Origin of the sequence: Flavobacterium cupriresistens, from assembly GCF_020911925.1 — a bacterium.
GTDB classification, from domain to species: domain Bacteria; phylum Bacteroidota; class Bacteroidia; order Flavobacteriales; family Flavobacteriaceae; genus Flavobacterium; species Flavobacterium cupriresistens.
The window spans coordinates 5695885-5719123 of sequence record NZ_CP087134.1; the positions used below are offsets into that span (position 1 = coordinate 5695885).

General features: G+C 35.7%; 21 protein-coding genes. 14 read left to right on the top strand and 7 right to left on the bottom strand.

Annotated elements, in window-relative coordinates:
* The first annotated feature begins 62 nt into the window (after window positions 1-62).
* Both purB and LNP23_RS22625 read left to right on the top strand, forming a co-directional pair.
* A complete protein-coding gene (gene purB / locus LNP23_RS22620) occupies window positions 63-1409 on the top strand; it encodes an adenylosuccinate lyase (RefSeq protein WP_047778498.1) in 1347 nt (448 codons plus the stop codon).
* Window positions 1410-1629: 220 nt separating this feature from the next.
* Window positions 1630-3864 (top strand): cation:proton antiporter domain-containing protein, encoded by a 2235-nt coding sequence (locus LNP23_RS22625; protein ID WP_047778499.1) that lies wholly within the window; start codon window positions 1630-1632, stop codon window positions 3862-3864.
* Between the two features lie 174 nt (window positions 3865-4038).
* On the opposite strand, the gene LNP23_RS22630 is transcribed toward LNP23_RS22625, so the two are convergent.
* From LNP23_RS22630 to LNP23_RS22640, 3 genes are all read right to left on the bottom strand, one after another.
* The gene (locus LNP23_RS22630; RefSeq protein WP_047778500.1) at window positions 4039-4677 is read right to left on the bottom strand and encodes a peroxiredoxin; all 639 of its coding nucleotides are present in this window, start codon (window positions 4675-4677) and stop codon (window positions 4039-4041) included.
* Between the two features lie 87 nt (window positions 4678-4764).
* On the bottom strand, window positions 4765-5979 hold the full coding sequence (locus LNP23_RS22635; protein WP_230002979.1) for an MFS transporter: 1215 nt from the start codon (window positions 5977-5979) through the stop codon (window positions 4765-4767).
* Between the two features lie 18 nt (window positions 5980-5997).
* On the bottom strand, window positions 5998-6909 hold the full coding sequence (locus LNP23_RS22640; protein ID WP_230002980.1) for an AEC family transporter: 912 nt from the start codon (window positions 6907-6909) through the stop codon (window positions 5998-6000).
* Between the two features lie 117 nt (window positions 6910-7026).
* Between LNP23_RS22640 and LNP23_RS22645 the strand changes: the two genes are divergently transcribed.
* From LNP23_RS22645 to meaB, 3 genes are all read left to right on the top strand, one after another.
* Window positions 7027-7434, top strand: coding sequence for an RrF2 family transcriptional regulator (locus LNP23_RS22645; protein WP_047778503.1), 408 nt, complete (start codon window positions 7027-7029; stop codon window positions 7432-7434).
* A 56-nt stretch (window positions 7435-7490) separates the two neighbouring features.
* The gene (locus LNP23_RS22650; RefSeq protein ID WP_230002982.1) at window positions 7491-8132 is read left to right on the top strand and encodes an NAD(P)-dependent oxidoreductase; all 642 of its coding nucleotides are present in this window, start codon (window positions 7491-7493) and stop codon (window positions 8130-8132) included.
* 543 nt (window positions 8133-8675) lie between these two features.
* The gene (gene meaB / locus LNP23_RS22655) at window positions 8676-9773 is read left to right on the top strand and encodes a methylmalonyl Co-A mutase-associated GTPase MeaB (protein ID WP_230002983.1); all 1098 of its coding nucleotides are present in this window, start codon (window positions 8676-8678) and stop codon (window positions 9771-9773) included.
* 78 nt (window positions 9774-9851) lie between these two features.
* On the opposite strand, the gene LNP23_RS22660 is transcribed toward meaB, so the two are convergent.
* The 3 genes from LNP23_RS22660 to LNP23_RS22670 all read right to left on the bottom strand — a co-directional run bounded on the left by LNP23_RS22660 (window position 9852) and on the right by LNP23_RS22670 (window position 13626).
* Window positions 9852-11786 carry an LTA synthase family protein gene (locus LNP23_RS22660; RefSeq protein ID WP_230002984.1) on the bottom strand — a complete coding sequence of 645 codons (1935 nt, stop codon included), beginning with the start codon at window positions 11784-11786 and terminating at the stop codon, window positions 9852-9854.
* Between the two features lie 81 nt (window positions 11787-11867).
* The gene (locus tag LNP23_RS22665; protein ID WP_047778507.1) at window positions 11868-12095 is read right to left on the bottom strand and encodes a hypothetical protein; all 228 of its coding nucleotides are present in this window, start codon (window positions 12093-12095) and stop codon (window positions 11868-11870) included.
* Window positions 12096-12240: 145 nt separating this feature from the next.
* On the bottom strand, window positions 12241-13626 hold the full coding sequence (locus tag LNP23_RS22670; protein WP_047778508.1) for an MATE family efflux transporter: 1386 nt from the start codon (window positions 13624-13626) through the stop codon (window positions 12241-12243).
* A gap of 189 nt (window positions 13627-13815) precedes the next feature.
* On the opposite strand from LNP23_RS22670, the gene LNP23_RS22675 reads away from it, so the two are divergent.
* A complete protein-coding gene (locus LNP23_RS22675) occupies window positions 13816-14349 on the top strand; it encodes a hypothetical protein (protein ID WP_047778509.1) in 534 nt (177 codons plus the stop codon).
* Between the two features lie 276 nt (window positions 14350-14625).
* Here LNP23_RS22675 and LNP23_RS22680 read toward each other — a convergent pair whose 3' ends face one another.
* Complete coding sequence (locus tag LNP23_RS22680) at window positions 14626-15501, bottom strand: PPK2 family polyphosphate kinase (RefSeq protein WP_047778510.1); 876 nt, start codon at window positions 15499-15501, stop codon at window positions 14626-14628.
* Window positions 15502-15632: 131 nt separating this feature from the next.
* On the opposite strand from LNP23_RS22680, the gene LNP23_RS22685 reads away from it, so the two are divergent.
* The 8 genes from LNP23_RS22685 to LNP23_RS22720 all read left to right on the top strand — a co-directional run bounded on the left by LNP23_RS22685 (window position 15633) and on the right by LNP23_RS22720 (window position 23190).
* On the top strand, window positions 15633-16472 hold the full coding sequence (locus tag LNP23_RS22685) for a DUF6929 family protein (RefSeq protein ID WP_230002985.1): 840 nt from the start codon (window positions 15633-15635) through the stop codon (window positions 16470-16472).
* 161 nt (window positions 16473-16633) lie between these two features.
* Window positions 16634-17245: a hypothetical protein gene (locus LNP23_RS22690; RefSeq protein WP_230002986.1), complete on the top strand. Its 612-nt coding sequence runs from the start codon at window positions 16634-16636 to the stop codon at window positions 17243-17245.
* Between the two features lie 147 nt (window positions 17246-17392).
* Window positions 17393-17893, top strand: coding sequence for an RNA polymerase sigma factor (locus LNP23_RS22695; protein ID WP_230002987.1), 501 nt, complete (start codon window positions 17393-17395; stop codon window positions 17891-17893).
* A 2-nt stretch (window positions 17894-17895) separates the two neighbouring features.
* A complete protein-coding gene (locus tag LNP23_RS22700; RefSeq protein ID WP_230002988.1) occupies window positions 17896-18867 on the top strand; it encodes a hypothetical protein in 972 nt (323 codons plus the stop codon).
* Between the two features lie 35 nt (window positions 18868-18902).
* Window positions 18903-21065 carry a vWA domain-containing protein gene (locus LNP23_RS22705; protein ID WP_230002989.1) on the top strand — a complete coding sequence of 721 codons (2163 nt, stop codon included), beginning with the start codon at window positions 18903-18905 and terminating at the stop codon, window positions 21063-21065.
* A gap of 74 nt (window positions 21066-21139) precedes the next feature.
* The gene (locus tag LNP23_RS22710; protein WP_230002990.1) at window positions 21140-21727 is read left to right on the top strand and encodes an LURP-one-related/scramblase family protein; all 588 of its coding nucleotides are present in this window, start codon (window positions 21140-21142) and stop codon (window positions 21725-21727) included.
* A gap of 111 nt (window positions 21728-21838) precedes the next feature.
* Window positions 21839-22555, top strand: a complete 717-nt coding sequence (locus LNP23_RS22715; RefSeq protein WP_230002991.1) for a 3-ketoacyl-ACP reductase — start codon at window positions 21839-21841, stop codon at window positions 22553-22555.
* Between the two features lie 125 nt (window positions 22556-22680).
* The gene (locus tag LNP23_RS22720) at window positions 22681-23190 is read left to right on the top strand and encodes a hypothetical protein (RefSeq protein WP_230002992.1); all 510 of its coding nucleotides are present in this window, start codon (window positions 22681-22683) and stop codon (window positions 23188-23190) included.
* The last annotated feature ends 49 nt before the right edge of the window (window positions 23191-23239 follow it).

A 23239-nucleotide genomic window follows, 5' to 3' on the forward strand; every position in this document is an offset into this window, starting at 1 on the left:
TTGATTACTTTTTATCCCCAAATTCTGTTTATATTTGCTCCTTTCGAACAAACAACATAACAATGACTACTTTAAACGAATTGAATGCTATATCACCAATTGATGGAAGATATAGAAATAAAACCCTTTCATTAGCGCCTTTTTTCTCAGAAGAAGCTTTAATCAAATATCGCGTATTAGTTGAAGTTGAGTACTTTATCGCCTTGTGCGAAGTGCCTTTGCCACAACTAAAAGACGTGAATTCTAATTTATTTGACAGCTTACGTGACATTTACAAAAACTTTTCTACTGAAGATGCTCTTTGGATCAAAGAAACAGAAAAAGTAACCAATCACGATGTAAAAGCAGTAGAGTATTTTATTAAAGATGCTTTCGAAAAGTTAGGTTTATCGCAATACAAAGAGTTTATTCACTTCGGACTAACATCACAGGATATTAACAATACTGCTATTCCGCTTTCTACAAAAGACGCTTTTGAGCAGGTTTATATGCCTTCCTTGATCACTTTAATTTCTAAATTAAAAGAATTAAGTGTTGAATGGGCAAACATCCCGATGTTGGCGCGTACACACGGACAACCGGCTTCTCCTACCCGTTTAGGAAAAGAAATCCTGGTTTTCGTAGAGCGTTTAGAAGAGCAAATGCGTTTGTTGTTTAATATTCCTTTTGCTGCTAAATTTGGCGGAGCAACCGGAAATTACAATGCCCACCACGTAGCTTATCCACAAATCGACTGGAAACAGTTTGGAAATAAATTTGTTGAAACAGATCTTGGCTTACACCATTCTTTTCCAACAACTCAAATTGAACATTACGATCACTTTGCAGCCTTTTTTGATGCTTTAAAAAGAATCAACACTATCGTAATCGATTTAGATCGTGATATCTGGACGTATGTTTCGATGGATTATTTCAAACAAAAAATCAAAGCAGGTGAAATTGGATCATCCGCTATGCCACATAAAGTAAATCCGATTGATTTTGAAAATTCGGAAGGAAACTTAGGAATGGCAAATGCTATTTTTGAACATTTAGCTGCTAAATTGCCGGTTTCAAGACTTCAACGTGATTTAACAGACAGTACTGTTTTACGTAATATCGGAGTTCCAATCGGACACACCATTATTGCTTTTGAAGCTTCTTTGAAAGGTTTAAACAAATTACTTTTAAACGAGGCAAAATTTGCTGAAGATTTAGAAAAAAACTGGGCAGTTGTGGCTGAGGCAATCCAAACGATTTTACGTCGTGAAGCTTATCCAAATCCTTACGAAGCGCTAAAAGGTTTAACAAGAACCAATGAAGCAATTGATAAAAAGGCTATTCATAATTTTATTGCCACTTTAGAAGTTTCTGATGCAGTTAGAGCAGAATTAATGCAAATAACACCTGCTAATTACACAGGAATTTAAAGAAAACCTAAAATATTTTACCAAAAAAAGCTATCTTTAACGGTAGCTTTTTTTATTTAATCCGATTGGAAGTTAGCCCAGATTATTTCACTTAATTTTTATTTTATAAAAGTTGAGTGATTTTCATTTAAAATAAAAAGCTTTGTGCAAAAAACTACATTTTTTTCACAAAAGTTTGAAATGGAAAACTGGATTAAACTCCTGAAAAAACATTCCCTATATGATTGCCATAAACGCCGCAGCAGCAACTACACACCACTTACAACCTTTAATCAGCGACTTGGGATTAATCCTGATCACCGCCGGAATTGCTGTGCTCCTTTTTAAAAAAATGAAACAGCCCCTTGTTCTGGGCTATTTAATTGCAGGTTTTTTGGCAGGAAATCATTTTGATTTTTTCCCTTCGATTACAGAGATGAAAAGTGTTGAGGTCTGGGCTGAGATTGGTGTAATTATTCTCCTTTTTAGTCTCGGACTCGAATTTAGTTTCAAGAAATTAATGAAAGTTGGCGGTACCGCATCGATTACGGCTATTACTCAGATTATCACTATGGTCATCATGGGGTATCTCGTCGGGCAATGGATGGGTTGGTCCCAGATGGACAGTATTTTCCTCGGAGTAATTTTATCGATTTCGTCAACGACCATTATCCTGAAAACTTTTGATGAACTGGGTGTAAAAGCGCAAAAATTTGCCGGAATTGTTATTGGTTCCCTGATTGTACAGGATCTCGTAGCTATTTTAATGATGGTTTTACTTTCAACAATTGCTGTCAGTCAGCAATTTTCGGGTAGCGAATTGATGATGTCTGTTCTAAAATTAGTTTTCTTTCTGACCGCTTGGTTTGTCGGTGGTATCTTTTTTATTCCGACACTTCTAAAAAAAGCCAAACATTTACTGACAGACGAAATGTTACTTATTATCTCCCTAGCTTTATGTTTGATGATGGTAAGTTTTGCAGCAAATGTAGGTTTCTCTCCGGCATTAGGTGCCTTTATAATGGGTTCAATTATTGCCGAAACTACACAGGCTGAGCATATCGAACATTTAATAAAACCCGTAAAAGACTTATTTGGGGCGATCTTTTTTGTATCGGTCGGAATGTTAATCGATCCTAAAATGCTTTACGAACATGCTGTTCCCGTAGCGATATTAACGATTTTAACAATCGTAGGACAATCAGTAAGTTCTACTATTGGTGCTTTATTGGCCGGTCAGCCCTTAAAACAGTCCGTACAAACCGGAATGAGTTTGTCGCAAATTGGGGAGTTCTCCTTTATTATTGCCACACTCGGGATGACGCTAAATGTCACAAGCTCCTTTTTATATCCAATCGTGGTAGCGGTTTCTGCTGTTACTACTTTTACGACTCCGTTTATGGTAAAATACGCAGTTCCTTTTTCGGAACTTTTAGAACGTAAACTTCCCAAAAAATGGGTCAAAAACATCAACCGTTATAGTGTCAACGCACAAGCTATAAAATCGGTCAGCACTTGGCAAAAAGTACTTCATGCCTATATTATTCAAATTATACTGCATACGATTATCATTGTAGCTGTAATTCTATCGTCGTCAAAATTTATAGCGCCACTAGTAGCCGATACGCGATTTGGAAACACTTTAGCTGCCCTTATCACTTTGGTCGTAATTGCTCCGTTTTTATGGGCACTTTCTTTGCGACGTGTGGCAGTAGAAGAAGTTGAAGAGTTATGGGCAGAACGCAAATACAGAGGGGCTCTTTTGATGTTGATTTTAATCAGAATGAGTCTTGGTTTGTTCTTTGTCGGATTTCTGTTGAATATCTTCTTTTCGCCCCTAATCGCTTTTATTGCCTTGATTATTGCTATTGGAGCGTATCAGATATTCCCTAAAAAGTTAAACGAACAATATCATAAAATCGAAAATCACTTTTTGAAGAATTTAAACGATCGCGAAAACAAAAAAATCGACAGAAGATATGCCAACTTAATGCCTTGGGACGGACATATGTCGTTTTTTGACATTGGAAAAGAATCCAATTTAGTGGGTAAAACACTCGAAGAATTAAGAATTCGGGAGCAATTAGGAATCAACATTGCGTATATAAAACGTGGCGATGTAACCATTCCAATTCCAACCAAAAATGAACGTTTATTCCCAAGTGATGAAATTTGTGTCATCGGTACCGATGCCCAGGTTACTGAGTTTGCCCAATATCTGAATCAAAATGAGGTAGAAGCTCCTAAAAAAGCAGAAGAAACAGATATTGTATTACGCCAACTGGAAGTTTCACAAGACGAATTTATACAAAAAAGCATTGGACAATTCCGAGTAAAAACCAACGGTCTGGTAGTTGGTATAGAACGAAACGGAAACAGAATCCTAAATCCCGAATCCCAATTAATCTTAGAAAAAAATGATATTCTTTGGGTAGTTGGAGACAAAAAAAGAATGTCGGATCTGTTGAAATCCTAAGGTTCTGAGCTACTAAGGCTCTAAGTGGCTAAGTATAATACTTTAAAAAAAAGAAAGCCCTTAAATCTCTAAAACTTTATTTTAGGGACTTAAGGGCTTAATAAATTACTAGTTAAATTCACCCGGCAAAAAACTCCTATCTTAGAAACTTAGTACCTCAGAACCTCAGCAACTTTATTTATTCGGTTGCGGAGTCATACGTAAATAAGGTTTTATAGGTGTGTGTCCTTTTGGGAACTTTGCAGGGATATCGCTGTCCGGAACTGCCGGAGTAATAACCACATCTTCTCCATCTTTCCAATTTGCCGGAGTTGCTACACTATAATTTGCTGTTAATTGCAAGCTATCAATAACACGTAGCAATTCGTCAAAATTTCTTCCTGTTGATGCAGGATAAGTCAACGTCAATTTTATTTTTTTATCAGCACCAATTACAAATACCGAACGCACTGTAAATTTATCACTGGCGTTTGGATGAAGCATATCATATAACGTTGCTATTTTTTTATCTTCGTCTGCAATGATCGGAAAATTAACCGTTGTATTTTGAGTCTCGTTGATGTCTTTTATCCACTCCAAATGAGATTCTAAACCATCTACACTCAAAGCGATAACTTTTGTATTTCTTTTTGTAAATTCCGGAAGATAATTAGCAACTGTTCCTAGTTCAGTTGTACAAACCGGAGTAAAATCGGATGGATGCGAAAATAAAACACCCCAGGAATCTCCAAGCCACTCATGAAAATGAATTGGTCCTTCGGTTGTTTCAGCCTGAAAATCGGGAGCTATATCGCCTAATCGTAATGTTGACATAATTGTACTTTTTTTAGTTCCTCTAAAATTACTCAAAAAAAGAACAAAGAAAACATTGATTTTCACAAAAAAAGTTAAAAAACGCCCCTACTTTTTCGTTTGAATGTTCGGTAAAAAGTAAGCCAAAACTCCAATTAAAGGCAAATAGGAACTTATCGTATAGACATATTCGATACTTGTTTTATCTGCAATATAGCCCAAAATAGCCGATCCTAAACCACCCATTCCAAAAGCAAAACCAAAGAACAAACCAGAAATCATTCCGACTTTTCCGGGTTTCAATTCCTGAGCATAAACTAAGATTGCCGAAAATGCAGAAGCGATAACAATTCCGATAATAACGGCCAAAACTCCTGTCCAGAACAAATTAGCATAAGGCAAAAGCAAGGTAAATGGCGCCGCTCCTAAAATAGAAAACCAAATAATATATTTTCTTCCAAAATGATCCCCTAATGGACCACCTATTAAAGTTCCTGCCGCAACAGAAGCTAAGAAAATAAACAGATAGTACTGCGATTCCTGAATGTCTAAAGAAAATTTACTCATTAAATAAAAAGTAAAATAACTGGACATACTTGCCATGTAAAAGAACTTAGAGAATATTAACAACAATAAAACAATAATCGAAATAGTGATTTTTCTATTGGATAATGGAACTGTTTCCTCTAAACCTGTCTTTTTTGCAGCTCTCAAACTCATATGATTTTCATACCAAAGTGCAATTCTCGACAGAATCATGATTCCTAAAACTCCTGCTATTACAAACCAAATCACATACGATTGTCCATAAGGAGCAACTACCAAGGCAACCAACAAAGGTCCGATGGCACTACCGGCATTTCCTCCCAACTGAAAAATTGATTGCGCCAGACCACGCTTCCCTCCTGATCCTAAAAAAGCAACACGAGAAGCTTCGGGATGGAAAATAGAAGAACCAACTCCTACCAAGGCCACCGAAGTCAAGATCATCCAAAAGGACGTTGAGATAGACAATAAGCCTAATCCAAGAATAGTAAAAAGCATTGCAGCCACTAGTGAGTATGGTTTTGGCTTTTTATCGGTATAAAATCCAACAAAAGGCTGTAACAAAGAAGCGGTTAACTGAAAAACAAACGTAATTAATCCGATCTGTGTAAAACTCAGATTGAAGTTTTCTTTTAAAATCGGATAAGTAGATGGAATTACAGATTGCATTAGATCATTCAGTAAATGGGCAAATGCAATGGAGAATAATACCGAATAAACGGTTTTTTGAGCTAAAGCACTACTATCAATTGTAGCAGTCTGAGTAGATGAATTCATATTATGGTAACAAAAAAATTATATATAACTAACTATAAAATACCAGATGGTAAGGGTGATGAAGGAAATCGGTATTCCAAAACCAATCATCATGCTGCTGAGCTTCGGTTTTAATCCGTAAGTCGAGGCCAAAATTGCACCGGTTATCATGGGTGCCATTGCCATTTCCATAAGGGTAATTTTGATCGCTTCTGAATGTTGTTTTAAAATAAAAACATACAAAACCAGAATGATAAAAGGAGCCAGAATAAGTTTGTAAAAAAGTCCTAATTGCAAGAATTTCCAATGTCGGCTTCTACGGTCAAACGTAAGTTGCAACCCTACAGAAAGCAAGGCTAAAGGAGTTACAAAACTTCCAATCTTCAACAAAATGGCTTGCAGGCTTTCGTCAAACTCCACTTGAAAAACATTCAGCAGACAGGCGACAACAAACGTAATAAATGGAGGAAAAAGAACAACCTTCTTTAAAATCCCTAATGCATCAGGACTTCCTTTTGAATAAAAAGCAGCCACAAAAATCCCTAAAGTCGAAACCACCACAAAAGTTCCTGGCTGATCAACAAGAACGGCGGTTTCCAAACCTTTTTTTCCAAATAAAGCCTCAATAATCGGATAGCCAAGAAAGGAACTGTTACTTAATCCTGCCGTCAGAATCAAACAACCGATCAATTTATTAGACCAGCCTAACTTTTTTCCCAAAAAATGAAAAAACACAAAGGCAAGTATAAAACTAATCCATCCAGATCCTATCGGAAACAGTAAATCAGCATTCCATTTAATTTTCGGTATGTGATACAAGGTAATGGCCGGCAGACAAACGTAAATGACTATTTTATTCAAAAGCTTATAAACAGAAGTCGGAAACTGCTTTACTCTTTGTAAAAGCAAACCCAAAGTCAAAAAGAAGAATATTAGAATAAAATTGTTCATAGTGCAGAATGATTGCAAAAATAAGGTTTTATAAAACATTGAATACTATTAATTTTCAGTTAAAACTTTTTTTTATTGAATAAAACCTCATACATTTGTAACATATTTTATTACAGTATGATTTCAGGTAAGTTTGCCATAACGATTCACATTTTAACTTTACTCACTAAATTCCCAAATGATTATTTGTCTTCCGAATTTATTGCAGGAAGCATTAACCTTAATCCGGTTTTGGTTAGAAAGGAAATTGCGAATCTAAAAGCGCATCATATTGTAGAAAGTAAAGAAGGCAAAAACGGCGGTACAAAATTGTCTAAAGCGGCTTCGAATATTACTTTGAAAGAAGTATTTGAAATGACGCTGGACACAATCAATTTAGGTTATGCGAAAAATCAGCCTAATCCCGATTGTCCGGTTGGAAAAAAAATCAACCAAAATTTAGCCGAATTATATGCCGAAATGAATGAAAAAGTTAGTCTGCAACTGAGTGGTATCACCTTAGAAGATTTTTCGAATCAGTTCTAAAACTTTTTTTTACACAAAACTGTAACATTTTTTATTACTAATAAAACAGATATATTATGAAAATTGCAATCATTGGAGCTACCGGATTTGTTGGTTCCGCTATTTTAAACGAACTGGCTTCACGAAATCATGAAATTACAGCCATTGCCAGAACTCCAAAAGAAACTCCAAATGTAAATTGGGTTGCTGCGGATATTTTTAACACGGCTGCATTGGCTGATGCCTTAAAAGGAAATGACCTTGTAATCAGCGCGTACAACTCCGGTTGGACCAACCCAAATATTTACGATGATTTTATTGCCGGTTCAAAAGCCATCCAGGGCGCAGTAAAAAAATCGGGAGTAAAACGTTTTATTACTATTGGCGGAGCCGGAAGTTTATTTGTAGCTCCCAATCTACAAGCAGTGGACACTCCAGATTTCCCAAAAGAATACCATGCAGGTGCAACTGCTGCAAGGGATTACTTAAACCTCATCAAAGAAGAAAAAGAATTGGATTGGGCCTTTTTCAGCCCTGCTTTTGAAATGCACCAAGGTATTACAACAGGAAGAACAGGTAACTACCGTTTAGGACTCGAAAATCCAGTTTTTAATGACGAACAAAGAAGTATCTTATCGGTACAAGATTTAGCGGTTGTTATTGCTGATGAAGCAGAAACTCCAAAACATCATCAAGTGCGTTTTACAGCGGCATATTGATTTTTTTTTAAGTTGCTGAGGAACTAAGATTCTAAGGTTCTGAGTTTTTCTTATAGCCACGAATTACACTAATTTTCGCTAATTTTTTTTCTCACTTACAGCAAAAAACGATTCGTGAAAATTCGTGTAATTCGTGTTAACCAAACTCAACAGTTTCAAAAGCTAAATCGCCTTTTGAAACTGTTTTTGTTTACTGAGTCGCTAAGTTTCTATTTTTTATAATCATGAATTTTTACAAGTTTTTCGTTCTCACCATACAGCAAAAAAAAAAAATCGTAAAAATTCGTGTAATTCGTCTTAACCAAACTCAACAGTTTCAAAAGCTAAATCGCCTTTTGAAACTGTTTTTGTTTACTGAGTCGCTAAATTTCTATTTTTTTAGTCATGAATTTTCACAAGTTTTTCGTTCTCAACATAAAGCAAAAAAACAATCCGTGAAAATTCGTGTAATTCGTGTTAACCAACCACAACAGTTTCAAAAGCTAAATTGCCTTTTGAAACTGTTTTTGTTTTCTGTACTTTTACACTACCAAAAAGAATGTTTTGTCGAGTTCAAAAAAACAAGTTAGCAGTCTGCAAGAAAAAGCCGGAATTTCACCTCCTGAAATTACCAGCATTTCTGCTATTAATCAGATTCAGAAAAACAGAAAAAAACAACCTTCTGCCGAAGAATTGATTGATGGAATTCTTAACGCCAACAGAACTTCCTTAAGTCGGGGTATTACTTTGGTTGAAAGTACCAATCCCGAACATGCCGAAAAAGCAAATGAAGTTATCAAAGGTTGTCTTCCTTATGCCAATAAATCGATCCGAATAGGGATCACAGGGGTTCCCGGTGTTGGAAAAAGTACTTTCATCGAAACCTTTGGAACTTTTTTGACTGGCTTAGGTAAAAACGTAGCGGTTTTGGCCGTTGATCCCAGCAGCTCTCTTTCTCACGGTAGTATTCTAGGCGACAAGACCCGAATGGAAGAACTGGTAAAAAATGAAAATGCTTTTATAAGACCCAGCGCATCAGGAGATACTTTAGGCGGAGTGGCCCGAAAAACAAGGGAAACAATTATACTTTGTGAAGCCGCTGGCTTTGATACTATATTAATCGAAACAGTTGGTGTCGGACAAAGCGAAACTGCTGTCCACAGCATGGTTGACTTTTTTCTTTTATTAAAAATCTCCGGTGCTGGCGACGAACTACAAGGGATAAAACGTGGTATTATGGAAATGGCGGATGCTATTGTCATCAATAAAGCTGATGGTGATAACATCAAAAAAGCTACTCAGGCCAAATTGGAATTTAATCGGGCTTTGCATTTATTTCCACCAAAAAAATCAACCTGGCAACCCAAAGTAACTACCTGCAGTGCCATTACCCACGAAGGAATTTCGGAAATCTGGGAGACCATTTCCAGTTACTTCGAAATGACAACCAATACGGGCTATTTTCACGAAAAACGAAAAGATCAGAATCATTTTTGGATGATGGAAACCATCAACGAACAACTCCGATTGAACTTCTACAACCAACCGGAAATAATTTCACAACTGGAACAAAACAAAAAAGCAGTGCAAAATGATGAATTATCACCTTTTGCAGCTGCTCAGAATTTGTTAGCGTTGTATTTTGGAAAAGATACTAAGTAACGAAGTTGCTAAGATTCTAAGTTTCTAAGAAAATCAAACTTAGAATCTCAGTAACTCAGAACCTCAGCCACTTAAAAATTATTTTTTTCGAAGCTTATACTTATTCTCCTTATATAAATTTCCTGCTGTAATAACGTGTGCCAAAGCATCTTTGGCTAATTCTTCGTTTAGTTTTACAGGAACTAAAGTTGTATCATTTTTGATCTCAAATTGTAGAGGCTTTAAATTGGGCTGCATGATTACAACCTGATTCTCTACTCTGAATGCATTGATATCATTAAACTGCATGATGGATCTTCCCTGAACTTTAGCATCGAGTTTATTTAAATTTCTACCTACCATTGGTGTCTCAAACGGAATTCCTAAATACCCTAACAAAGTTGGAGGAATATCGATCTGACTTGCCAATTTACTGTAAACACTTCCTTTTTGTACTCCAGGCCCCATTATTAAAGCCGGAATATGAAATTTATTGATCGGTACTAAATTCTTTCCGTAAGTTCTTGTATTATGATCTGCGATGACAATAAAAATGGTGTTTTTAAAATACGCTTCTTTTTTAGCCATTTCAAAGAATTTTCCAATTGAAAAATCCGCATACTTCATGGCGTTATTTACCGTTGCCGGTTTTTGATCGTAAGGTTTAATTCTTCCGGCCGGATACTCAAAAGGCTCGTGATTGGAAGTCGAAAACATTAAAGAAAAGAACGGTTTATCGCCTTTAGCTTTAAAATAATTGTTTGCTTTTGTTACCAGATCTTCATCTGAATATCCCCAAGTTCCTTTGAACGCATATTTGTTTCCATCCGATTCAAAGTCTGCCTGATCTACAATGTCCTGAAAACCATTTCCGTTGAAAAACGAAGCCATATTATCAAAATTCGCCATTCCACCATAAATAAAACTGGTATCGTAACCTTTTTGTTTTAAGGCATCAGCCAATGTAAAAAAGCCTTGTTGAGAATTTCCTAATTTCACCACACTTTCAGATGGTGATGGTAAAAATCCTGTTACAACTGCTTCGATACCACGAACACTACGAGTTCCTGTACAATACAAATTGGTAAACAATAATCCCTCTTTTGCTAATTTATCAAATTCCGGTGTCAAAGGTTTTCCTCCTAAGATTCCAACGTATTCTGCGCCTAAACTTTCTTGTAGAAAAATAACCAGATTATACGGTTTTGCTACAGCAGTATCCGGTTGTTGCACATGCAGAAACGGAATTTCAGCATCAGTAAAATCTGTTGGTCCGGCAATCATGTATTTTTTCACACGGGCAATAGCTTCTGCTTCCTCCATTTTGCCGTACATTTTGGTGTTCCCTTCATTTTTAATCGAATAGGCCGCAAAAGCAACGGTATAAAAAGAATTCAACCCCAAAGTATTGGTTAATTGATCGGTAGAAAATACTGCATTACTGGCATTGATTGGTCGTTTTGAAGTCAAACTGGAACGTGCTCCAAAAAACAATAAAAAAGCTACTAACGGAAAAAGCATCAGTTTGAATTTATACTCAGTATTGGTGGTGTGAAAGAAACGTTTTCCTTTTTTGAAAGCAAAATAAAGTACCACTCCCAAAATTAAAAACGTAACGATAATAGACGTCAGATAACTTTTCAACAACATTCCCACCACTTCTTTTGGGTAGATCAGATAGTCCAGAAAAATTTTATTAGGACGTGTGTCGTATTGTTTTACAAAATCGGGCGTTGCTAATTCTACGAAAAGAATTAAAAACAGGAACAAAAAACTATAAATCACCAAAAAGTTATTTGTGAATTTTATCCATTTAGCGGGCAAAAATGTAATTAAAACAGCCGGAAGAAAAGACAAATAACACAATAATATTAAATCCATTCGCAGACCGATTGGGAAAATATACCAGAAATTTGGCGTTTCGACCACTCTGTCTTTAAAGATAAAAAATAAAAATAGTCGGCTTAAAGTACTAATTAGCAATCCGATTGCTATAAAATTAAAAACGGGTTTTAAAAAACTTATTTTTTTCATTAAAGATAATTTAAGGTGAAATTTTTGGGTAGACGCACCGTAGAGACGCACTGCTGTGCGTCTCTACCAATGTGTGTGTGTCTATTCTTCGTAACGATTTATTTCTCGGTCGTAAAAGTCGTTGGCCAAAACAATCAAACCTTCCATTTCGGCATTTAATTCTGCTTCATCAAGGTCTTCGGCTTCTTCCATAAACTCCACCTCATCATCTTTTAAATTGATTATAAATCTTGGATAATCAAGGTGAATGATAAAAATATCATCCGGGAAATCAGTATTGTCTCCGAGTAAAAATTTAGGTAATTCCATATTATTTATTTTATTTTTTTAGTCTTTGTAGTAATCTATCAAACCGATTATTAGTTTGCCACAGATTACACGGATTAAAAAGATTTTAAAAATAATCCTTTGAATCCGCGTAATCTGTGGCATTATTTATTTTTAAGTTTCAAATTTAGTTATTTGCAACTGAATTATTAATTAATTTTTTGGTTAAGTAATGAAAACGTATGTACAGGAATACGGCTGCTGTGGTTAAACCTGCCAAAAGTCCGATCCAAACCCCCTGTGCTTTCCAGGGCGTGTATTCTGCCAAATAATACGAAATCGGGAAACCAATTACCCAATACGCCACAAACGTAATGTACATAGGTATTTTCACATCTTGTAAACCACGTAAAGCTCCTAAAACAACCACCTGAATTCCGTCAGAAATTTGAAAAACGGCTGCAATTAAAAGCAATTTCGAAGCAATACTTATCACTTCGTTGTTATCCAGCAATTGTCCTCCATTTTCCATATTCAAAAAGAGATGAGGCAAATAATTATGAAAAACAACAAACAGAATAGCAAAGAAAGTTTCTAATATAATGGCCAGCAAAAATATAGAACGGGCCACAACCACTAATTTTTTAAAATCATTTAATCCTCTTTGGTTACTAACTCTAATCATCGAGGTTACGCTTAATCCCATAGCAAACATAAAAGTCAAAGAAGAGAGACTCAATGCAACCTGATTTGCTGCCTGACTTGTTTTACCGATATTACCGCAAAGCCAGATCGAAGCTGTAAACAAGACGACTTCAAAAAGCATTTGCATAGCCGAAGGAAAACCAATACTTACGATCTTTTTTATGGTTTCTTTTTTAATTTCATTAAAGCTAAAACCATTAAAAAAACGCTTTAGATCGTTTCTTCTCGAGAGCATGATATGCATAAACATCACCAAAAAGATTCTGGAAATTACGGTTCCGAGTGCTGCTCCAATAATTCCCATTTTAGGAAAAATCCAGATACCGTAGATCAAGAGATAATTTATCCCTACGTGCAGGACATTAGCCATAACCATCGCATACATCGAATATTTGGTCATCGACATTCCATCCGCAAATTGTTTGTATCCCTGATACATAATTAAAGGAATCAATGAAAACGCCACCCAATCCAGATACGGTTTTGCAAGTACAATTACTTCCGCTGGCTGATCTAACATTTCCATTATTGGTTTTGCTAAAACAATCACACCGAACATCACCAATCCTAAAATAGTACACAAAAATAGACCGTGATGAAATGCAGAACGAATTTTGGTATCATTTTGCTCCGCATCACCTTCTGCAACAATTGGGGTTATTGCGGTCGAAAATCCAATTCCTAATGACATTGCAACAAAGATCATACTGTTTCCCAACGAAACTGCCGCCAGCTCTGTACTACCTAATTTCCCAACCATAATATTATCGACGATACCTATTAAAGTATGTCCAACCATTCCCAAAATAATTGGGTAGGCTAATCTAAAATTATAAGAGAACTCTTTTGTGTATTGTTTTATATTCAATTTTAATGTTTTTAAGTGAACAAAGATACTCAGAAGCTTTGAATTCTCTCCTATTATCAGAAATATAAGCCAATGTTAAGAATATCCTTAATAACGCTAAGATTATATAACAATTCCTGCGAATTGTATAACAACCTCCGAGCGGTTAGAATCTACTTTTACCTTATTAATAATTCAAAAAAAAGGATCATGAAAAAATCTGAAAATCTAAAAATGTTATGCGTAGCGGTTATGGCATTTTTATTCGCCAATACAACTTTTGCCCAAGAGACTGAAGCAGTTAAAAACGAGGGTGAAATCAAAACTTACAAGCCAGGTTTTAGATTAGGTTTTGGTTTAAACGGTGGTCTCCCGACAGACAATGCTTACGATTGGTCACTTGGAGGAGATGTGCGTTTGCAATATGATTTATCTAAAAGAACTTCACTAACCCTGACTACAGGTTTTACAAATTTATTTATCGGAGATGATGTAAAAGACCTTGGATTTATTCCTGCAAAAGCGGGTTTTAAAGCCTTTATCTGGGAGGATCAATTTTATGTATTAGGAGAAGTTGGTGCTGGTTTTGCGGTAACAAACGGATACAACGACACCACTTTTTTATGGGCTCCGGGAATCGGTTATGCCAACAAATACATTGACATCAGTGTACGATACGAAGATTACAACAAATTCAAAACCAATCAGGTGGCGCTTCGTTTAGCGTACGGTTTCGATTTGTAAAAATACATTCATTATTGATCCGTTGGGTGTAATTAGATAAAGGATTATTTAACACATAGAAACATAGACTTTTAATTCACAATTTGAGATGCTTCAAGAAAATCATATTTTTTTCACATAGTCTCAAGTAATTTATTTCAAGTAAAACGTCTTTTTAGGCCCTGTTAGCTATGTCTCTATGTGTTAAAATTAATTGCACCGAACGGATTCATTATTATTCTTTTGTTTTTGGTAAAACCCGGCAGTTTCTCATGGACTGTCGGGTTTGTAATTTTATTACGCTCCCAATTCCTTTTTGTACATTTCAAAATTGGCTCTTATTTTATCGTCTAGTTCGGGTTCTTTGATATCGGTGTGTTTTTGCATTTCTTCCCAAATAATTTTGGCTACAATGTAACGGGCCATTTCTTTATCGTCTGCCGGAACAATATACCAGGGCGCGTGCTCTGTTGAAGTCTTATTTATTGCTTCTTCATAATATTTCTGATATTCATCCCAACGCTCCCGTTCTTTCAAATCAGCAGGAGAAAATTTCCAGTGGTGTCTTTCTTCCTCCAAACGACGCAGTAAACGCTGGCGCTGTTCTTCTTTACTCAAATGCAGAAAAAACTTTAATACGATCGTTCCGTTTTGTGCAATGTGTTTTTCGAAATTCGTAATCTGTTCCATCCTATTTTCCCAAAAATCGGGTGTAATATCATCAATCGTATTAATTCCGGGTAAATTCTCTCCTAAAATATATTCCGGATGCACTCGTGTTACCAAAACATTCTCGTAATGGGTTCTGTTGAAAATTGCAAACTTTCCTTTTTCAGGTAGTGCGATATAATGTCTCCACAAATAATCATGCTCTAATTCAGCCGAAGTAGGCGTTTTAAAACTATGCACCACTACGCCACGCGGATTAAATTCTTTAAAAACCTCGCGGATCAAACTGTCCTTTCCCGAAGTATCCATTCCCTGCAGGCAAATCAGAACACCGTATTTGTTGTGGGCATACATCACATCCTGCAAATTGCTCAATTTTGCCTGAACCTTATCGAGCTTATGCTCCTTTTCATCCTCATCTGCTTTTATGTCCAACAAAGTCGGAATATGCTTTAAACTTATTTTTTTTACAACTTTAAAATTATTCGGATCTATAGATTTCATACTATCAGTTTTATCATATAAGTAAATATACTACTTTTACGAAGCATATTTTTGCTATTTATGGTAATACTTTTTCAATAGGTTATTTTCATTTTTAGCACGGTTAAACTTTAGTTTTCAAAACAACATTCATGGAAAAATTCACACTGGAAATATTATTTCAAATCATCGGAATCGGGTCTGCTTCGGGATTATTCTTCAATAACAATTCTCTTTATGTTATTGGTGATAACAGTGGATTCTTGTACGAATACAACATGCAGAATCAGCAATTAAATCAACATGCTTTAATCGATAATCCGACGCAAAACATTCCAAAAAATATAAAACCGGATTTCGAATCGATCACCAATCACAATGATACTTTATATGTATTTGGTTCGGGCTCTACCGAAAAACGAAATAAAATGATCTCGTTTGATCTCAAAACGAAAACCATTCTTCAGAAAAACAATCTGGTTGATTTATACGGCTTAATGCAAAGTTTTGGCGAAATAAAACCGGAAGACTTCAATCTGGAAGGGGCTATTTTCGATGGAGAAAACTGGTATTTATTCAATCGTGGTAATGGAATTTCAAACAAAAACACCATTTTTACGATCCATGCGAAAAACCTGGGCGAAGAATTTGCTTTGGTCGCTGTCAATTATAAACTGCCCAAAATAAAAGGAGTTCGTTCCAGTTTTACAGATGCGATTTTAGTCGAAGATAAAATTTATTTTCTCTCTACTGCCGAAGACACCAAATCGACTTACGACGACGGAGAAATCCTCGGAAGCTTTATCGGACGCATCGATCTTAAAACTATGAAAATCGACTTCACGCAGAAAATAACGTCAACTAATAAATTTGAAGGCCTGACCTTCTACCAAAAAGCAAACGGTAAAATCGAGTTTTTACTGTGCGAAGACAATGACACCGAAGTTCTGGAAACGAAAATCTTTAAACTTAGTTTGCCTCTAAAAAACTAGTTTTCTTGTGAGGTAAAAGTACAGAGGGGAAAAGAAACAAAGGCCCAGAGCTTTCCTATCCGGTCGCACAAAAACAATCCGTGAAAATTCGCGAAATTCGTGGCAAAAAAATAAAAAATAATTCACTCCCAATCCAGTATCGGATTGCACTTTTTAAAATAATGAAACAAACCATCAAAAGCTTACTTATCTTCTTGCTCTTTCTTAGTACTTCAATTTATGCACAAGATCGGGAATGTATCATTTTTTTTCACGAAGGAGATTCTATTGAAGGTGTTGGCCAAATTAAAAATAATAAAGTAAAATTTAAAATTACTCCCGACAGCAAGGCTGATTCCTGGGATTTCGAGACTATTTCCAAAATTAAATTCGTTGGACTTGATTTTGTGGAAACCTATGAATATGTAAAAATAAATTCGTCTGACAAACCGAAACTACTGGAACTTGTTCTTGATGGAGAAGTCCATTTGTATCGAATGACAAAACTGCAATACTTTACAATGCCGGATTTAAAACCAACAGCCATAGCGAAAGGTGGTGTACGCTATTCGGAGACTACAGAACAATTTACGGAGCTTTACTATTTGAAACGAAAAAAAGAGCAATACCCAACTTATATCAATCTTGGAATTCTTTCTAATTGGAAAAAAACGGCTACTAATTACTTTTCCGATTGCGATATTCTTATTAGAAAAATAAAAGACAAGACGTTTAATTCTATTCAAATTAAAGAAATCGTCGAATATTACAACTACATTTGTTACGAGCAATAAGAGACATAAAATCAACTACTTACAACCAATCATAAATTATTTTTACTTTTTTTTAATAATCGTCCCAACCTTTTTATCTTTTTATCTCTCTTTAGTATAAAGACAACAATTGTGATAAACGAAACTCAAATTTCTAACTGTAAAAAAATGAACCGCGATGCACAGCGTCAGGTTTATGAGTATATGGCTCCAAAGCTGTATCGCCTCTGCAAGCGCTATCTAAAAAAGGAGGAAGAAATCGAAGAGGCTATGGCCGACGCTTTCTATACCATCTTTACAAAAATGGATCAGCTTAAAGAAGTTCATGCTTTTGAGGCCTGGGCCAGAAAAATAACAGTGAATCATTGTTTGGCAACCATCAGAAAACATACTAATTTCAATATGTATCTTGATGATGTCAAATTGCAATCTCAGCCTTTTACAGACGAAATCAATCACTTAGAAGAAGAAGATTTACTCAATTTATTAAACCATATTCCAGACGGCTGTAAAACGGTCTTTAACCTTTTTGTAATTGAAGGTTACGGACATAAAGAAATAGCCAGCATGCTAAACATTTCGGAAGGCACTTCCAAATCACAATTGAATGCCTCTAAAACCAAGCTAAAGGATTTAGTAAATAAGTTGTATTATCAAAAAGCAAAATAGTCATGGACAATCAAGATAAATTATTCGAAAAAATAAAACAAGCTTCGCATAACGCCGAAAGCAAAGATTTTCCGGCAATGGAAAAAGTCTGGTCGCGTGTTGAAGAGAAGCTTGACAAAAAAGAAGCTAAAAAAACAATCGCGTTATGGAAAAAGATTGCAATTGCTGCTTCTCTTTTACTCGTGATTTCTTTAGGATCTCAGTTTCTAAAAACAGACAACAGTCAAACTATTCAAAACACCAATAAAGTAGTCACAACCGAAACTAAAACAGAGCCTATTCAGAAACCAATTTTAGAAGAAAGTAAAGTCGCTGTATCAGAAAACTCAAAAATAGTTTCCCAAAAAGAGGCTGAAAAAATCATAGACAACCAAATTAAGCAACAAAAAGAGATTGTACAAAACGACATACAAAGTCCAAATCCTGCAGCGGTAATTGCTTATGAAACAGTAAAGGCTGAAGCTTCTGCTAAAGCTTACATTCCGCCTCCGGTAATGGCGCCCGCTTATGCAACAGAAGAAAGATCTTATCTAAAAGACAAAGCTCTTGCAGCTGAAGAATTATCAAAATCGGCAAAAAGCGAATCTTACCGAATTGCTGATGCTGAGGCGTCCCCGCAAATGGCTAAAAAAAGCGCTCCACTAGTCATCATGAACGGAAAAGCACTTTCTCACAATGACGATGTTAAAAGAGACAAAATGATGCAAGCCGAGCTTTCGAATCTGAGTCCTGAAAATGTAGAATCTTTGGTAGTACTAGCAGAACCTTTGTATATCATTGATGGAAACTACTATTCTGAAAATGATTTATTCGGAAAGAATCCGACAAGTCCTTACGCTCCTTTAAACAAACAGGAAATTAAAACCATCACCATCCTTCAGGATCTTGAAGCCACTTCAAAATATGGCGAAAAAGGAAAAAAAGGAGTCATAATCATCACTACCAAAACGGGGAAACCAGCTTCGCAGCACTAGTTAAAACCTAAAATTCAATCTTAAAATTTACTATCATGAAAAGTCTAAAACTTATTTCATCAGCCATTACTATGCTTATATGTTTCGTATCTATGGCGCAGGAAAGAACAATTAAAGGAACGGTTTCAGATAATAGTTCTGTCGCACTTCCGGGGGTTAGTGTCACCATTAAAAAAACAAAAACGGGTACTTCAACAGACTTTGACGGGAAATATTCTATTCGAGCTCAAAAAGGAGATATTCTTATTTTTAGTTATATCGGATTTAATACGGAAACCGTTGTTGTAAATGACAAAGACCTTATCAATGTAAAGATGAAAGAAGCTTCACAAAATCTAAATGAGGTTGTCGTTGTAGGATACGGAACAAGTAATTCCGAATATACAACTCAAAACTACACCCGCTCGGAAAGAAAAAAAGATAAAAAATCAGTTACCGAAATGCTTCAGGGGAGAACTTCTGGTTTGCAAGTTCAAACTAACACGCAATATGTCGCTCCTTCGAACATCAAAATTCATGGCTCCCAGTCTCTTCCATCACAAAATGAGCCTTTGTATGTTCTAGATGGAGTTCCTGTAAAATCGCAGCAAATAGCGAGAATAAATCCAAATGACATTCAGGACATGAAAGTCTTAAAAGAAACATCGGCTACTTCAATTTATGGAAGCAGAGCAGCAAACGGTGCTATCATAATTGCTACTAAAAACAACATTTACAAAAATCTTACGGAGCAGGAAATTAACAAAAAACTAAACATAACCGTTCCTGTTCAGCCAGAAGTAACTAATGAAGATTATGATACGTTTACAGAAAATGCATTCGAGAGCCCAAAAGCAGCGCCTTTGTCTACTTTCTCAATAGATTTTGATAATGCTTCTTATACGAATATCAGACGTTTTATAAACAATGGACAGGCGGTTCCAAAAGATGCCGTTCGTGTGGAGGAAATGATCAATTTCTTTAAATATACCTATCCGCAGCCAAAAGATAAAGATCCGTTTTCTATCAATACCGAGTTAAGCGAATCTCCATGGAATCCTGAAAACAAAATTCTAAGAATTGGTTTGCAAGGCAAAAATATTCCAACCGAAAATCTACCGGCATCAAATCTTGTTTTCTTAGTAGATGTTTCAGGTTCTATGAATAGCACTAATAAATTGCCTTTATTGAAACAATCTATGAAAATATTGGTAAACGAACTTCGCTCAAAAGACAAGGTAGCTATTGTAGTTTATGCCGGTGCAGCCGGATTGGTTTTACCTCCAACTTCTGGAGACGAAAAAGAAACTATTATTAAAGCGTTAGACCATCTTAGCGCCGGAGGAAGTACAGCCGGAGGTGCGGGAATTGAATTGGCTTATAAAGTTGCGGTCGAAAATTTTATTAAAGGCGGAAATAACAGAGTGGTCTTAGCAACAGACGGTGATTTTAATGTGGGCAGTTCATCTAACGCTGATATGGAAACTTTAATTGAACAAAAAAGAAAAACGGGTGTTTTCTTAACTTGTCTTGGTTACGGCATGGGAAATTACAAAGACAGCAAAATGGAAACACTGGCTGATAAAGGAAACGGAAACTATGCCTATATTGATAACATTCAGGAAGCGAATCGTTTTTTAAGCAAGGAATTTAAAGGTTCTATGTTTGCTATCGCGAAAGATGTAAAAATCCAGATTGAATTTAACCCCAAACAAGTTCAGGCGTATCGATTGATTGGGTATGAAAACAGAAAACTTCGCGCAGAAGATTTTAAAAATGACGCTATCGATGCCGGCGAACTAGGAAGTAATCATACAGTTACGGCTTTGTATGAAATTATTCCGGCCGGAGTTAAAAGTGATTATTTAAACCATCAGCCGGATGCCTTAAAATATACTCCCGTTGAAGAAAACACAACTAAATACAGCACGGAATTGGCGACGATAAAATTCCGTTACAAAAAACCCGACGGAGACAAAAGTATCGAAATGGTAGCTATAATTGAAAATAAAACCATCTCCCTAGAGAGCTCAAGTACCGATTTTAAATTCAGCACAGCCGTTGCCTGGTTCGGATTAAAATTGAGAGATTCAAAACTAATAACGAACAAATCTTCTGATGCTATTTTAAAATTGGCGAAACAAGGAGTAGCGAACGATACTGACGGATATAAAGCAGAATTTATTCGTCTTATTGAAGGAGCAAAGCTAGCTTATTAATAGCGGTTTTATTACATTTGGTCTCGCTTCAAAATTGAAGATTTCCATTTATAACCTAATTTTAAAAAATTAAAATGAACCCTATTTTAAACCAGAATTTATTTCTTGTAAAAGAGCATGTTGGGATGTTTAAAGCAGCTAACAATTACGACATTTACAATCCGGAAACCAATCAGATTGTTATGAATTGCCGTGAAAATAATCTTGGCTTTTTCACAAAAGTATTGCGTTTTACTGATTATAAAAGAATGACTCCTTTTAATGTTGAAATTACAACTGCCTCAGGAGAAAAATTAGTAACCGTGAGACGTGGCATCGCTGTTTTTCGTTCAACAGTAGAGGTTTTAGATGAAAAAGACCGTTTGATCGGAACTTTCAAACAAAAATTCTTTTCTTTTGGAGGCAGATTCGAAATTCTGGATAAAAACGAAAGACCATGTGCTACCCTTCAAGGAAAATGGACGGGTTGGGATTTTAAATTTTCGCATGAAAACAAACCATTGGCTCAGGTAAGTAAAAAATGGGCAGGATTGGGGAAAGAGTTTTTCACAAGTGCTGACAATTATGTCCTTCAAATCGAAGAAAGTGTAGCGTCAGACAGTCCACTTAGACAATTAATCCTTGGCGCGGTAATGTGCATTGATATGGTTCTTAAAGAATAACAAAGTTGTTAAACTTAGATTAAGAAAACGGCGGAGAGCATCATTTTAGTACGCAAATGAATTATTTTTGTATGACTAAAATGATGCTTTCTGCATTTCAAAAATACTATCATGACAGATTTAAAAAATAAAAATGCTCTTATTACCGGAGCTGGAAAAGGAATCGGAAAAGCCATTGCAATTGCTTTAGCCAAAGAAGGCGTAAATGTAATTTTAGTTGCTAGAACCCAATCTGATGTAGATCAATTAAGTACTGAAATCTCTGCTTTTGGTGTAAAAACTTTGGCATTGAGTGCTGACGTTTCGGACATTAATTCCATAAATACAGCGGTAGAAAAAGCTTTAGCTGAATTTAAAACTATCGATATTCTGATCAACAATGCCGGTATCGCCGCTTTTGGTAAATTCCTTGACTTAGAACCAGCAGCCTGGGAAAAAATCATTCAGGTGAATCTTATGGGAACGTACTACGCTACCCGTGCTGTTTTACCTAATATGATCGAAAGACAAACCGGAGATATTATTAACATCTCCTCTACAGCCGGATTAAACGGAAATGCTTTGACCAGTGCTTACAGCGCTTCTAAATTTGCTGTTTTAGGCCTAACAGATTCCTTGATGCAGGAAATGAGAAAACACAACATACGTGTTACCGCTCTAACGCCAAGTACCGTTGCAACCGACATGGCAAAAGACCTGAATCTGACGGATGGCAATCCTGAAAAAGTAATGCAATCGGAAGATATTGCAGAATTGATTATTGCTCAACTTAAATTAAACCGCAGAGTCTTTATTAAAAACAGCAGTATCTGGTCTACAAACCCTTAAACTTACAGTAAATTTCAAATTTTAAAATTCCAATTTTTCTTTGGATTGAATTTGTTTCTTTGAAATTTCAATCGCATTGATTGGAATTTGGAATTTTCGGATTTGGAATTTAAAAAAATAATATTATGGAACAGTATTTAAGACAATTAATTGCAATAGAATTTACCGATAAAAAAGAAATTTTTACCGGATTTCTTATCGATTATTCTGATGACTGGATTTTATTGAGAAATAATCCGGTTGATTACATCCTTGATGGTTTTGTGATTTTGAGAAACAAAAATATCGAAGCCGTTCACAGAGACCAGGATCTTGCTTTTACCGAAAAAGTAATCCGAATGAAGGGCCTGAAAACAAATGCCGAAGATATTATTCCGATTAGAGACCTTGCGGCTATCATAAACTTCTTAACGAATAAATACGAGATTTTTCAGATTTCAAAAAAATCAGCCAAATCTGCTTATTTAGGCAAACTAATCGAATTAACAGAAGAAGAACTCACCATCGACTTCTTAGACACAAGAGGTAAATTTGGAGGCGAATTGAGCTTTAATCCGCAAAAAATTAGAGTCATTGAGTTTGACACCGATTATATCAATTCCTTGAAATTAGTTGTCGCAGAAGATGTGAACTAATATTTTACTTTATAAAACAGAAAAGTCCTTTGTAATAAAGGACTTTTCT